General features: G+C 37.3%; 15 protein-coding genes. 12 read left to right on the top strand and 3 right to left on the bottom strand.

What is annotated here, in order from left to right:
• Positions 1-6: 6 nt before the first annotated feature.
• Positions 7-1,665 carry a glutamine--tRNA ligase/YqeY domain fusion protein gene (locus BMSHG_RS01165; RefSeq protein WP_019152595.1) on the bottom strand — a complete coding sequence of 553 codons (1,659 nt, stop codon included), beginning with the start codon at positions 1,663-1,665 and terminating at the stop codon, positions 7-9.
• 305 nt (positions 1,666-1,970) lie between these two features.
• Here BMSHG_RS01165 and sdaAB point away from each other — a divergent pair, with 305 nt between their 5' ends.
• The 11 genes from sdaAB to BMSHG_RS01110 all read left to right on the top strand — a co-directional run bounded on the left by sdaAB (position 1,971) and on the right by BMSHG_RS01110 (position 10,873).
• Positions 1,971-2,633 carry an L-serine ammonia-lyase, iron-sulfur-dependent subunit beta gene (gene sdaAB / locus BMSHG_RS01160; protein ID WP_019152594.1) on the top strand — a complete coding sequence of 221 codons (663 nt, stop codon included), beginning with the start codon at positions 1,971-1,973 and terminating at the stop codon, positions 2,631-2,633.
• Positions 2,634-2,659: 26 nt separating this feature from the next.
• Positions 2,660-3,544, top strand: coding sequence for an L-serine ammonia-lyase, iron-sulfur-dependent, subunit alpha (gene sdaAA, locus BMSHG_RS01155; protein WP_019152593.1), 885 nt, complete (start codon positions 2,660-2,662; stop codon positions 3,542-3,544).
• Between the two features lie 216 nt (positions 3,545-3,760).
• On the top strand, positions 3,761-4,252 hold the full coding sequence (locus BMSHG_RS01150) for a tetratricopeptide repeat protein (protein ID WP_019152592.1): 492 nt from the start codon (positions 3,761-3,763) through the stop codon (positions 4,250-4,252).
• Positions 4,253-4,867 carry a pyridoxamine 5'-phosphate oxidase family protein gene (locus BMSHG_RS01145; protein WP_019152591.1) on the top strand — a complete coding sequence of 205 codons (615 nt, stop codon included), beginning with the start codon at positions 4,253-4,255 and terminating at the stop codon, positions 4,865-4,867.
• A gap of 85 nt (positions 4,868-4,952) precedes the next feature.
• A complete protein-coding gene (locus BMSHG_RS01140) occupies positions 4,953-5,297 on the top strand; it encodes a hypothetical protein (protein ID WP_019152590.1) in 345 nt (114 codons plus the stop codon).
• A gap of 136 nt (positions 5,298-5,433) precedes the next feature.
• Positions 5,434-6,651, top strand: coding sequence for a glycosyltransferase family 4 protein (locus tag BMSHG_RS01135; protein ID WP_019152589.1), 1,218 nt, complete (start codon positions 5,434-5,436; stop codon positions 6,649-6,651).
• A 21-nt stretch (positions 6,652-6,672) separates the two neighbouring features.
• Complete coding sequence (locus BMSHG_RS01130) at positions 6,673-7,671, top strand: glycosyltransferase family 4 protein (protein ID WP_235776314.1); 999 nt, start codon at positions 6,673-6,675, stop codon at positions 7,669-7,671.
• A gap of 98 nt (positions 7,672-7,769) precedes the next feature.
• Positions 7,770-9,068: a nucleotide sugar dehydrogenase gene (locus tag BMSHG_RS01125; RefSeq protein ID WP_019152587.1), complete on the top strand. Its 1,299-nt coding sequence runs from the start codon at positions 7,770-7,772 to the stop codon at positions 9,066-9,068.
• Positions 9,069-9,082: 14 nt separating this feature from the next.
• Positions 9,083-10,174, top strand: a complete 1,092-nt coding sequence (locus BMSHG_RS01120) for a DegT/DnrJ/EryC1/StrS family aminotransferase (protein WP_019152586.1) — start codon at positions 9,083-9,085, stop codon at positions 10,172-10,174.
• A gap of 132 nt (positions 10,175-10,306) precedes the next feature.
• Positions 10,307-10,645: a DUF2642 domain-containing protein gene (locus tag BMSHG_RS25565; protein ID WP_019152585.1), complete on the top strand. Its 339-nt coding sequence runs from the start codon at positions 10,307-10,309 to the stop codon at positions 10,643-10,645.
• A 15-nt stretch (positions 10,646-10,660) separates the two neighbouring features.
• On the top strand, positions 10,661-10,873 hold the full coding sequence (locus BMSHG_RS01110; RefSeq protein ID WP_019152584.1) for a hypothetical protein: 213 nt from the start codon (positions 10,661-10,663) through the stop codon (positions 10,871-10,873).
• Between the two features lie 63 nt (positions 10,874-10,936).
• Here the strand turns inward: BMSHG_RS01110 and BMSHG_RS01105 are convergent, their stop codons facing one another.
• Positions 10,937-12,145: a glycosyltransferase gene (locus tag BMSHG_RS01105; RefSeq protein ID WP_019152583.1), complete on the bottom strand. Its 1,209-nt coding sequence runs from the start codon at positions 12,143-12,145 to the stop codon at positions 10,937-10,939.
• A gap of 131 nt (positions 12,146-12,276) precedes the next feature.
• On the opposite strand from BMSHG_RS01105, the gene wecB reads away from it, so the two are divergent.
• Entirely contained in the window at positions 12,277-13,350 is a 1,074-nt protein-coding gene (gene wecB / locus BMSHG_RS01100; protein ID WP_019152582.1) for a non-hydrolyzing UDP-N-acetylglucosamine 2-epimerase, read from the top strand.
• 38 nt (positions 13,351-13,388) lie between these two features.
• Here wecB and BMSHG_RS01095 read toward each other — a convergent pair whose 3' ends face one another.
• A complete protein-coding gene (locus BMSHG_RS01095; RefSeq protein WP_019152581.1) occupies positions 13,389-14,417 on the bottom strand; it encodes a D-glucuronyl C5-epimerase family protein in 1,029 nt (342 codons plus the stop codon).
• Positions 14,418-14,432: the final 15 nt, after the last annotated feature.

Genomic DNA, 14,432 nt, shown 5'->3' with positions numbered 1-14,432 from the left:
GATTTATTATGTTAATTTAAATGAGCTTTTCAAGGAAACGATCAAGTTAAAGACAGGTTTTTCAGATGTCGAATACTTTGGATCTACATTGAAATAGCCGTGACGGAAAAATTGGAACTTATCCTGTGGCTTTACATCTTTCAAATTTGGTTCAACAAAGCCTTGGATAATTTGGAGTGAATTTGGGTTAACATTTTCCAAAAAGTTCTTGCTGCTATTTTCTTCACTGTCCGCTTCTTCATCTAAAATAAGTGGTTCATAAAGGCGGAATTCTGCAGGAATAGCATGTTTTGCATCAACCCAGTGTAGTGTTCCTTTTACTTTGCGATCGGTAAAACCTGTTCCGCTCTTTGTTTTCGGATCATACGTACAATGGATTTCAATGACATTGCCATTTTCATCTTTAATCACATCTTCACACTTGATGAAATAAGCATGTTTTAAGCGTACTTCATTTCCAGGAAACAAACGGAAATATTTTTTTGGTGGATCTTCCATAAAGTCCTCTTGCTCAATATAGATTTCACGTGAGAATGGAATTTGTCGAGTTCCCATTTCCTCATTCTCAGGATTATTCTCTGCATCCAACATTTCAACTTTATCTTCTGGATAATTGGTGATGACCACTTTTAATGGACGAAGAATGCCCATCGTACGAGGTGCTTTAAGCTTTAAATCTTCCCGCACGAAGTGATCTAGCATGGCTGAATCAACAAAGCCTGAACCCTTTGAAACACCCGTTGCGTTTACAAATTCACGAATGGCTTCAGGAGTAAAACCTCTGCGACGAAGGCCTGAAATTGTAGGCATTCTTGGATCATCCCAGCCATCAACAAACTTTTCATCAACAAGTTGCTTTAATTTCCGCTTACTCATGACAGTATTTGTAATATTAAGGCGACCGAATTCAATTTGACGAGGTTTGCTTTCTGTTTCGCATTCCGCAATCACCCATTCGTAGAATGGACGTTGATCTTCAAATTCTACCGTACAAAGGGAATGGGTGACTCCCTCAATTGCATCCTCCAATGGATGAGCAAAGGCATACATTGGATAGATACACCACGTATCTCCTGTATTATGATGGATTGCATGGGCAATTCGGTAAATGACCGGATCGCGTAAGTTTATATTTGGTGATGCCATATCAATTTTTGCTCTAAGTACTTTTTCTCCATTCCCGAATTCGCCGTTACGCATTCGTTCAAATAAATCAAGATTTTCTTCGATAGAACGATTGCGGGAGGGGCTATCTTTTCCAGGCTCTGTTAAAGTACCACGGTATTCACGGATTTGCTCAGCACTTAAATCGTCTACATACGCTTTTCCTTTTTTAATAAGTAAAACTGCTTTACTGTACATTTCCTCAAAATAGTCAGAAGCAAATCGTAGTTCATCCCAGTCATAGCCAAGCCATTTCACATCTTCTTTAATGGAATCAACATACTCTTGGTCTTCTTTTAGTGGATTTGTATCATCAAAACGCAAATTGGTTAAACCGTTAAAGTCATCAGCTAATCCAAAGTTGATAACGATTGATTTTGCATGTCCAATATGTAAATAGCCATTTGGCTCAGGAGGAAAACGAGTGACGATTTTGTTGTGCTTACCAGTTTCTATGTCCTCCTTCATGATGCTTCTAATGAAATTCGAAGAGTTTTCCAATCTTTATCAGCCTTTCCAGTTATCTATTGTTATTGTCCTATTATACAATAGGACAGTAAAAATTCACAATGGTTGCAAAGATCGCTGTCATTAAAAGGAGAATGTGAAGATCGAATGCTTGTTTATTCGATAATTTTTAAATCCATTACACACACTTTCAAATTGCTTGACTCATACATATATTAATAGGAAGGTTTTTTAATATGATGGTAGGGAAAATAACATGAAAAATCGTGATAATATGGTATGATGATGGTGTAATTTATTTTCCTCTATTTTTAAGAGTTTATAAGGAGTATATATATATGAAATACAGATCCGCATTTGATATAATCGGTCCGGTTATGATCGGACCTTCAAGTTCACATACAGCTGGTGCAGCAAGAATTGGACGTGTAGCAAGAACATTATTCGGCTACCAACCTCAAAAGGCGATGATTCATTTGTATGGATCCTTTGCTGAAACGTATAAGGGTCATGGGACAGATGTCGCTATTGTAGGTGGCTTGCTTGATTTTGATACATTTGATGAACGCATCCCCACCTCTCTACAATTAGCGAAAGAAGCTAATATGGAAGTGGAATTTGTTATAGAAAAATCGGTTACAGACCATCCGAATACCGTTCGCATCAGACTTTTTGATGAAAAGAAGGAACTGGAGCTTGTCGGAATTTCCATTGGTGGCGGGACGATAGAAATTACAGAACTTAATTCATTTCAACTTAAGCTTTCTGGGGAAAATCCAGCAATTCTAGTCGTTCACAACGATCAATTTGGAGTCGTATCTGCCGTCACGACAGTAATGGCACAAAATGAAATAAATATAAGCCATATGGAAGTATCTCGTAAAGAAAAAGGAAAAATGGCGATGATGGTCATTGAAGTGGACCAGAAAATCCCTAATGACGTGATCAAAGAAATTGAGAGCCTTCCAAACGTTACGCAAATTATTAAAATGGTGGAATAAGAGTTAGAAGGGATTGGAGCAAGATGATGTTTCGAAGTGTAGCGGAGCTAGTGGATCTTGCAGAAAAAAGGCAAGTGAAAATAGCAGAAGTAATGATTCAACAGGAAATTGAAGTAACAGGGCTATCACGTGAAGAGATTATAGCGAAAATGGACCGTAATTTAGAAGTGATGGAACAAGCGGTTGAACGAGGGTTAAAGGGTGTGACGTCTGTATCTGGTTTAACAGGTGGAGATGCCGTGCTTCTACAAAATTATATAAAAAGCGGAAAGTCGCTTGGTGGAGATATTCTCTTAGATGCTGTAAGTAAGGCGATGGCCACAAATGAAGTGAATGCGGCAATGGGTACGATTTGTGCAACACCAACAGCAGGTTCCGCTGGAGTCGTACCGGGGACTTTATTTGCGGTAAAAGAAAAATTAAATCCGTCTCGAATGGAAATGATTGAGTATTTATTCACGGCAGCAGCCTTTGGCTTTGTTGTCGCCAATAATGCATCTATTTCAGGAGCAGCAGGTGGTTGTCAAGCGGAAGTAGGCTCTGCTAGTGGAATGGCAGCAGCGGCTATCGTAGAATTAGCTGGTGGAACGCCAAAACAGTGTGCCGAAGCAATGGCGATTACTTTGAAAAACATGCTCGGTTTAGTATGCGATCCAGTTGCTGGACTTGTTGAAGTTCCTTGTGTCAAAAGAAATGCAATGGGTGCATCCAATGCCATCACGGCAGCAGATATGGCCTTAGCTGGGATTAAGAGTCGAATTCCATGTGATGAAGTGATCCATTCCATGTATTTAATTGGTCAAACGATGCCAACAGCACTTCGTGAAACAGCAAAGGGTGGATTGGCAGCAACTCCAACTGGAAAAAGACTTGAGGCTGAAATTTTCGGACGACAAAAACAAGTACAATAATACAAATGGGCCTGAGAAATTCTCAGGCCATACTTATACATAATAAATTAGTTTAGTTCCTCACAAAAAAATCAAATCCAAGCATCGTTAACATTCCAAAGACGAATGTCCAAACGACAAAACCAATTCTATAAAAAAATTGTAAATGTAGATGAAGTTAAATGGGCCATATTTATCATGAGCTTATAGATGAAAAAACTAGGTAGGTGACCCAAAGTGAACAGTAAATTGCTAAAAGCGATAAAATTACGAGAAAATGGGTTTTATGAGCAGTGTTATCAAGAGATGACTGAATTGGCAAAAAATTTCCCAGATGATCCAGAAATTCTTTACCAATGCGCCTGGAGTTGTGATAGTCTGGGAAAGGAAGCAGAAGCTATTCCTTATTACGAATCAGCGATAAAGCTTGGATTATCCGGTAAGGAGCTAGAAGGAGCCTATTTGGGACTAGGTAGCACATTTCGTACATTAGGAAATTATGTGCAGTCAAAAGCAGTGCTAGAAGTGGGAATGAATCTTTTTCCTCAAAATCAAGCGTTAAAAGTTTTTTATACGATGACTTTATATAATCTTAACGAACACGATAAAGCAATGGAAACGCTGTTAAGTTGCCTTATGGAGAATACGGCAAATGAAGACATTTTGGCATATAAAAATGCGATCCAATTTTATGCGAATAAGTTAGATCAAATATGGGTGGGGGAATGAATGATGAAAGATATCATTACGACTGAAGAAGAGTTGCGAGAGCTGATCGGCTTTCCAAGCGAATTGGTTAAGAAAAAGGTCATATCGGAGTTAGATCATCACTGTCAAAACTTTATTGCCAAGTCTCCTTTTTTGACCATTTCAACTGCAGATGAAAACGGTTTTTGTGATGTGTCACCAAGAGGGGATCATCCAGGGTTTATTTATATCGAAAATAAGCAGTCCTTAATTCTCCCTGAAAGACCAGGAAATAAAAGATTAGATACATTAAGTAATATTCTCAAAAATCCTCAAGTGGGACTTCTCTTTTTCATCCCAGGTCTTGGAGAAACGTTAAGAATTAATGGCAAGGCATCGATCATTAAAAATCCAGACATACTTGCAAAGCTAACTGCCAGAGGAAAAACACCGCTAGTTGGAATACGTGTTGAAGTAGAGGAATGCTATATTCATTGTGCCAAAGCGTTTATGCGTTCAGGACTATGGGAGCCAGATACATGGTCTGATAAACAAGCGATGCCATCAGCTGCGCAAATAATCTTTGATCATGCGAAAATGTCCTCAGTAGAAGATATTGAACAAAGATTAGAAGAAGGGTATAAAAAGAGGTTATAATATTTTTTTATTCATAAAAATACATATCAGCAATGGACTCAACTTAACAAACTAGCATTCTATCGATTAAGGAGAGTTGTGCGAAATGAAACGTTTAAGGTTAGGACTTTTTACATTTTTGGTTATGGTAGCGGAATTTGGATTCGCATATTTGTTGGCTGAAAAGTTTCAACTTCTTCTTTTAGATTCGATGTTTTATGTCGGTTTATTTTTCACTCTCTTTTTTATCTCCTTTTCGAGTACAGGTGGCTTTCCTACCAATTATAGTGAAATGAGTGTAGCCACCAGTTATCATGGATTAAAAAATAATTATAAGCTTAAACGAACATTTGGTTCATTAAGTGTTAACCCTTTCGTATTGGGCTCTGTTCTTTTTTTCATGATAGGATTTGTGATTGCTTTCATTTTGAAAATGATCGTCGCTTCATAAAGAGGAGTATTCTAATTTCATGATAGATGCTCCTCTTTTTTTATTTCAATTAAGCTAGCCTCTTTTGAATTGGCACAGTTTGTCTCTTTCTTCATAAAATACATGAGAGACATTCTTCGAGAAGGAGTTAAAGCAAATGAAACTAAAGGTCTGTTTTCTTGTGACGGAGCATTCCTTTTTAGATGTGAGAATTTTTGAGAAGGAAGCGAAAAGCTTACAAAAAAAAGGTTATGAGGTCACATTAATTGTTCCAAAAGTAAATGGATATTTATTCGATATCAATGGCAAGAAGGTAAAAGATCTTCCGTCTTCTAAAAGTTTTTATCATGATGGAATCAAAATTATCCCCTACTCAGAGCGCTTAGCTTATCCACTCATTTATAGCTATTACGATCAGATCACTTCTAGACATCACAATGGTTTTCAAGATGAACTTACAAGATTAGGCGTAGAAGAAAATGCCGATATTTATCATGCCCATGAATTTCTCTCTTTTTATGCAGGTGTCGGAATTAAACGAACGTTACAGGAGAACGGGCGAAAGGTGAAACTAATTTATGATAGTCACGAGCTATTTCCTGATCCACTTGAGTCGATGAATCAGAGAATGCGCATGGTCATGGAAGATATGTTAAAAAAGATGCTCAAAGAAGTAGATGGGATTATTACCGTCTCTGAATCGATTAAGTCATGGTATTTACGTAAAAAACCTGACTTGTTCATTGAGATTATTTATAATTCTCCACCTTTGGCGAGGGAGTATAGAGAGAAAGAACTAACTTCACCGTTTACAATCATTCATGAAGGTTTTATTAGCGAAACAAGAGGAAATTGGAGAAAAATGATCGGTATGGTAGAAGCTTTACAAAAAGAAATGGACATAAGATTTAAAATCATTGGTGGGAAAAGAGCAAATGAGAAAAAATTAGTAGTACCCCCTCATCTCAAGAACCATTTCGAAATCAAAGAGTGGATGAACTTTAGCGAAATCCCACAAGAAATGAAATCCGCTCATTTAGGGTGGATTGATTTAAAATTAACACATTCCTTAAACAATCAATATGCGATGCCAAATAAGTTTTTCAGTTATTTAAATAACGGGGTACCGGTATTAGTGAATAATGCGTTAGAGATGAAGACCTTTATTGAAAAGCATCAGTGTGGGATTGTAGTCCCCAAGGATCAAGCTACTCCAGAAGATTACGTCCATGCGATACGCAATCTCACTCAAAACAAGGAACTAGTAAAAAAAATGAGCGCAAATGCTAGAAGAGTAATGGAAGAAAGCTATTGTTGGGAGAAAATGGAGCAAAAACTGATTGATTTTTACAATCGGATCATGACTAAAATATGAAAGGACTGAAATCGTTTGAAAGTGTTACATGTACCCTATGGATCGCCGATGATCGACTTATGTCATGCGCTAAAAAAGCAGGGGATTGATGCAACAGCTTGTCATTTTACAAGTAATCATTATCAATTTGAACCAGATCTATGCTTGAATTTAGAGAATTTATCAAAGCACGAAAGAGAACAAAAACTATCTGAGTTTTTAAACGAGGCGATTGCCGAATACGATATTTTCCATTTTCATTTTGGAGAGAGCTTTTTCCCAGATAAAAGGGATTTAGAAACCATTAAAAGAGCGGGAAAGAAAATGGTTATGCATCATCATGGTTCAGATGTGCGTATCTTTGCCGTTGCGAGAAAACTGAATCCTCATATTCGTGTAAAGCCTGAATGGACAGAGAAAAAAATTCGCCAAAACTTACAAGTTCTTTCCAACTATATTGACCACGCATTTATCCAAGATTATGAATTATACCCTTATATTCAACCATATTATAAGGAAATCCACATCATTCCCCATACATTAGACATTAGTCGAATTCAACCCGTATATCCAGAAGCAAAGAAAGTTCCACTCCTGGTACATGCACCAACAAGACGAGATCTTAAAGGAACTGAGCAGATTGTTAAAGCGGTCAATCAATTACAACGTGAAGGTGTACCCTTCCAATTTCAATTAATTGAAGGAATGACATATGAACAAACGAAAGAATGGCTTTCGAAGGCTGATATTGTCATCGATCAACTAAGAATTGGAGCATACGGTTATGTGAGTACTGAAGCAATGGCGTATGGAAAACCGGTTATTTGCTATTTAAGGAAAGATGTCAGCAATAAATATCCTCCAGGACTCCCCATTGTCAACGCTGATCCTGGAAACATCAAAAAGGTACTCAAAGATTTATTGAACAGTCCGAATAAATGGAAAGATCTAGGAATGCAAGGGAGGCGATATGTAGAACATACGCATAGTCCTGAAGTAGTTGCAAATCAATATATAAATATCTATAAAAAATTATTCTAAAAAAAGTCTATTTTTTTATTCTCTTCCAATCGTCCATACATTTCTCTTCTCCCTTTCATACGGTAAAAGGAAGGTAATTATAGAAGAGAGGTTGTGCTATGGAAAGGAAAATAGAGGACAAAAATGTAGCAGTCGTTGGATTGGGTAAGATTGGACTAGCACTGGCTGCGGTAATCGCTAATAACGGCTATCGTGTAATCGGAGCCGATATTAACCCTAGTGTTGTTTCTCTTGTTAATGAGGGAAAGTCACATGTTAAAAATGAGCCAGGATTGGAAGAAATGGTTAAAAGAGCGTATGAAACTAAGCGTCTATATGCGACCTATCAAACAGTTGAGGCCGTTAAACAAGCAGATGTTGTGATGGTCATCGTACCTGTATTAATTGATCAAAACAATGAGACGGATTATCGTTATATGGATTTAGCTGTAAATGAAATTGCAAAAGCCATTCAAAAAGGGACAATGGTCATTTTTGAAACGACGGTACCGGTAGGAGATACGAGAAATCGCTTTGGAAAAAAGATTGAGGAGATATCAGGATTAGTAGCAGGAGAGGACTTTCACCTTGTTTATAGTCCAGAACGAGTATATTCCAATCGGATTGTTGAGGACTTGGCGAATTACCCTAAGGTTATCGGTGCCATTAACATTGAAAGTCTTCAGAGAGCAGTTTCTTTTTATAAAAAGGCGATGAAATGCGAAACAATGCCTGTTTCTTCATTAGAAACAGCGGAGTTTTCAAAGGTAGCAGAATGTGTTTATCGTGATGTAAACATTGCTCTCGTAAACGAACTGGCTAAGTTTGCGAGTATGAAAGGCGTTGCAATGGATGAAGTAGTTCAAGCGAGTAACAGTCAACCATTTTCCCATTTGCATAAACCAGGAATAGGTGTTGGTGGACATTGCATTCCCATCTATCCATTTTTCTTTATTAACAAAGGGCTCCCCAAAGGTCTAACGACATTAGCTCGTACAATAAATGACGCCATGTCAGAGTACGCCATAGATAAACTAGAGCGTGAGTTCGGGTCATTAAGTGGAAGAAACATCCTCATTTTAGGTTTGTCGTTTCGAGAAAATGTGAAAGAAGTGACGAAATCTACTACACTATTACTGTTGGAACAACTGGCACAAAGAGGAGCGAGTGTGTGGATTAACGATCCTCAGTTTTCCAAAGAGGAAATTGCAAAATATGGTGTTACTCCTCTATCTTTTTCAGATGAGATGACCGAGCAAATAGATGGAGTGATTATGCAAGCCTATCATGAACCATATCGAACTTTGGATTTTTCCATTTTCCCAAAATGCAAAGTCGTTCTAGATGGTAGAAATGTCTTAAACAAAGAGGAAATCTCTGCACTTGGCATGAAGTATATCGGAATTGGGATCGAATAGAGGAGGGTGATGATATGATTCCAATGGTAGATTTAAAGGCAGAAATGAATATATTGCGAAAACCGATTTTAAAGGCTATTAATGAGGTTTTAGAAAGTGGTCAGTATATTTTAGGAAGCAAGGGCGAAGAATTGGAAAAGCAAATTGCTTCTTATGTGAATTCGACTTTTGCCATAGGGGTTGGCAATGGAACAGATGCCCTTTATTTGGCATTGAAGGCACTCAATATTGGTCAGGGCGATGAGGTGATTACGACACCATTCACTTTTTTTGCAACGGGTGAGGTGATTTCACAAGTAGGAGCAAAACCAGTATTTGTAGATATCGAAGAGGACAGCTATAATATCGATCCGCGCAAAATTAGAGAAAAAATCACATCCAAAACAAAGGCCATAATCGTCGTGCATCTTTTTGGACGAGCAGCTAAAATGGACGAAATTCAAGAGATTGCAAATGAGTTCGATTTAAAGATTATTGAAGATGCATGTCAGGCAATCGGTAGCGAGTACAAAGGACGAAGGGTAGGAGCACTCGGAGATATTGGGTGTCTTTCTTTCTTCCCCTCCAAAAACTTAGGTGCGTATGGGGATGGCGGAATGGTTGTAACCAATGATAGAAAATTATATCAAAAGCTTCTTTCTTTAAGAAATCATGGTAGCAGGCAAAAATATATCCACACCTGTATCGGAATTAATAGTCGTTTAGATGAAATTCAAGCGGCGATTTTACTGCTTAAACTAAAGCATTTAGATGTTTTTTTGCATAATAGAAAAGAAGTAGCGAAACGGTATACGAACGAGTTGGCTAATTGGTTGAAGACACCTGCTGCGATCGAGAGTAGGGAGCATACTTTTCATCAATATTGTATTGAAATTGATGAACGTGATGAACTTGCAGAGCACTTGAAGGCAGAAGGGATCTCTAGTGCTGTTTATTATCCGATCCCTCTTCATTTACAGGAAGCTTTCTATGAATTGGATTATAAAGAGGGCGATTTTCCCATTACTGAACAAGTGGCAACAAGAATATTAGCCCTACCAATCTGTCCATTTTTAACGCTAGAAAACCAGAATAAGATCATTGCTAGTATTAAAAAATTTATTTAATAGACTTCTGCGGAAAATGTACAAACTCGCCAAAATAGATGCAAATGCGGATACCAAATAAAATCGTTTTCGTATGATATTAATGGGAGCGGCAAAAAAGCACTCATGATAGAAAGAAAGGAGGAAATGTAATTGAATAATGATATTCTTCGTCAGATGTTTTTAAATAATCTTCAATTACTTTCACAAGCAGTTAATGTGAATCTCATTACACCAGCAGAACAAGTTGCGCAAAACGTTGAGGAGGTAGTTGGAAATTTGGGATCTTCGCTTTTCCCTTCAAAAAATCGCCAAACATTGCGTGCCTTCTTAACCAATCTCTTAAATGAGCAAGTAACGATTTCTACCCCTCTAGAACCAATCACTGGAACGCTTATTGCGGTACAGAGAGATTATGTTGTTGTAGTAGAGAGTGATGGCTCCCTTGTATTGATTCCACTTTCTCAAATTCAAACAGTTACAGAAATGTAAGAAAGGAGTGATATCATGTTTCAAGCGTTATTCTCTGCTGAACTAGCAAGACGTGTAGGTACGATGGTGGAAATTGGAGTAGCTGACAGAGTGGTTGAAGGTGTACTGGCTTCTGTATCAGGAGAACTTGCCCTTGTTGTTGAAACGACTAGTTATACTCCGAGTTTAACTTCTGCTATTCCACTCTCTGCGATCGTCTATGTTAGAATCCCAGCTACAGCCGCATAACAATTATTTTTCGAAAACCTGCATTTAGAAAATGCAGGTTTTCTCTTCTAAAAAGAAATTGGATCAAAGGTTGGCATAGACAGCCAGTAATCTTTTTTTCATATGATCCCAGCTGTAGACATTCTCCATAATCGTTCTAGCGTTCTCTCTCATTTCTTCCAGTAACGATTTATGATGATAAAGATAAATGATGGCATTTGCGAAATCTTTGGCTGTTGCATGAGGTTTTTCCACGACATGACCGCATTGATGTTGTTTTACGACTCTTTCCATTTCAGGAGCCTTGTTGACTAAGATCGGAACACCATTATTTAAATAGCTAAAAAATTTATTAGGCAATGCATAGGAACGATTCAATGAATTGGCTAAATCATCAAAATCAATCCAGCCAACATCCACATCTGTCATATGTTTTTGAATATCTTGATATTCAACCCATCCTGTCATGTTAATTTTGTTCTTTAAAAATTTTGGAATATGAATGGACTCGCCGTATCTTGGTCCGCCAATAATTTTAAATTGGAAATTTTTAATCGCTCTGGAGCAAATTTCAGAAATCCCGATAATTTTTTTGATATTCCCTTTTTGAGCTTCAATACTTCCTTCATAGCAAATGGTAAATCCGTTTTTAGCTATTTTTCTTGTTGGTACTGATAAAGGTGGAGTGTTATAGATGACTTCCACCGGGAGTTGAGGAATTTCTCTTTGATACCAGTTTTTAATCGAGTCGGAGACGGTAATGATGTGATCAACTTCTTTTAGCATAAAGAGCAGTTTTTCTTTTAACTTTTTCTTGGCAGGATCTGAATAACGTTTATCTAACGGATCGGGAACTAATTCATGACTGTCATAAATGAGTTTCACTTCTTTTCCTTTCGTTTTTTTCATTAATCGTTTAATTCCAATTCCAGCGAACAAGGATAAATATTCGTGGGCATGATAAATATCAGCATTTTCTTGAATCGCAAGGGTAGTTAGCGGATTTGGGAAAGCTTCTTTTTCCCATTTGCTTTCATCTTCAAGCACTTTATTAAGAAAAGGACGGGATTTCTCAAAGCTATACGTTATCATTTTGATGCCTTCATGCACAAAAATTGGTTCGAGAAATTTGTCCGTCAAAGGTTGCCCGTTTATATCAAATAAATAGCCTTTTTTACGTGGGACAATCATCGTTACTTCATAACCTGCTTCATGCAGTGATTTTGCTTCTTTACGAAAAATTCGAGAATCTAAAAAGGGATGCTCAGCCACGATCATGCAAATTTTTTTCATTGAAATCACCACCAAAATTAGAGTATGGACACAATCAAGCTCTGTAATGTATTCATATGATCAAGCTAAGAAGATTGTTTCTAGATGATCCATACTTGTGTATGAAGAAATTACAGAGGAGTTGAATGAAATTGAAAATTTTAACAATAATAGGCGCGAGACCGCAATTTATAAAAGCATGTATGATGTCAAAAGAATTTGTGAAGGAAGACAACGTGCAAGAAATGCTCGTTCACACTGGGCAACATTATGATCCTTCCATGTCAGATATTTTCTTTGAGCAATTAAAAATTCCACAACCTGATTATCATTTAGCAGTTGGTTCACACTCTCATGGGAAACAGACGGGGAAAATGCTAATGGAGCTGGAAGAAATTATGCTCAAGGAACAACCTGAAATGGTGTTGGTGTATGGTGACACGAATTCCACATTAGCAGGTGCTTTGGCTGCAGCAAAGTTACACATTCCTATCGCTCATGTTGAGGCTGGTTTGCGTAGTTTTAATAAAAGGATGCCAGAAGAACAAAACCGGATCTTAACCGATCATCTTTCAACGCTCTTGTTCTGTCCAACAGAAACAGCGGTAAAGCATTTAGAAAAGGAAGGAATCGTTAATGGAGTATTTCAAACAGGGGATATTATGTGTGATACGGTCAACTTCTTCTTACCAGTCGCCATTGAGCATTCATCAGTATGTACAAAACTTGATTTAGAGAAAGGTAATTATTTTGCTGCAACGATTCACCGAGCAGAGAATACGGCAGATGGCCAGCAATTAACACAATTACTCAATACATTAAATAGGACGGGGGAAAAAATTGTTATTCCCATTCATCCAAGGACAAGAAATAGGATGAAAGAATATCAGATCCAACAGACGCAATTTACCAATCTTCACTTTATTGAGCCATTAAATTACTTAGATATGTTAGCTCTCGTTCATGATGCAAAAGGGGTTCTAACAGATTCTGGAGGCTTACAAAAGGAAGCCTATCTTCTTAAAACCCCGTGCATCACTCTAAGAGAAGAAACAGAATGGACAGAAACGGTTATAACTGGCTGGAATCAGCTAGTAGGTAATGATTCTAGTAAAATCTTTGAAGCTGTGGAACATTTACAGATTCCACAAGAGCATCCTCTACTGTTTGGAGAGGGTCTTACTTCTAAAAAAATCCTTGATGGTATTCTCGCATTTCAAAAGTAATCTTATCCATTGCCTAACTGACCCCTGGATATGGTCAGTTAGGCATATTGAAATTCACCAAATAAATAGTCCTTCCATCTTGTCAGTGTCTCAGCCATTTTTTGATCATTCTCAATGGAATTGAGGGCATTTAATTGGTATATATGGGTGATGTGATACCCCCATTTAGCCACATTTGGATAACCACCATCTGTCGTATAATGAGTAAGATCATAAGCTGTTCGATTGCCTAAGTCGTATAATGGTAACATTCTTTTTAAAGTAGTGATGCCGTTTTGATAAAGCTTTAAAACAGCCCGATCAAGAGAGGATTTATAGAGATCATATAATCCAATTAACGAGTACATAAATCCATTTAATATATAGCTTGGTGGATTCGTCGGACATTCTTCATAAAAAGAATACTTTCCTTCAAACTTAGCTAAAATTCCATTTGCACTAGAAGGAGTTTCAAAAATCCTCTTAGCTTTTAATGCGGAGACGAGATATTTTTTATCATTTGTGAGATAGGTCGCCCTTGATAACACGGACAGTGCTGCTCCCATTCCGATCGCAGAGTACCAGGGACCTTTTATCTTTTTCATTCTTTTAGGATAATAGTGAAAATCGAATTTGTAAGGCCATCCGCCAGATTTATCTTGATTTAGTAGAAACCAATTAGCTATCTTAAGAAACTTTTTTTTGCTTTCCTCATCCTTATTGCTTAAATATAAGCTATAGTGCTGTAAACCATAAAATCCGATAGTAGTAGGATTATAGTGAGTTCCAAAGGGATAAACCGTTTGTGGTATGCCGTTTGTATCAAAGGTAACATTCCAATTTTCTACTCGATTTTTGTCATAATGCAAATAATTACCTCGATGATCATACTTAAGCATTTCAAATAACCGGGTCTTGGTAATATCAATCTTTAATACATTCTCTTTTGCGATAAATTGCTTGACAGTAAGATAGCCCTTTTCAAGTAAGGAATAAGGAATATAATATTCATCGCCAATAAGCTTGCCAACACTCTCATGTTTGTCATGCATGACTATTTTAATATCTTTTATTCTCTCAGAATCCATGAAAATGTCTCCATT

Source organism: Robertmurraya massiliosenegalensis JC6, from assembly GCF_000311725.1.
In the GTDB taxonomy this organism is placed as follows: Bacteria; Bacillota; Bacilli; order Bacillales; family Cytobacillaceae; genus Robertmurraya; species Robertmurraya massiliosenegalensis.
The sequence above is the reverse complement of the archived record's forward strand: the minus strand, read 5'-3'. Positions and strand labels throughout refer to the sequence as shown.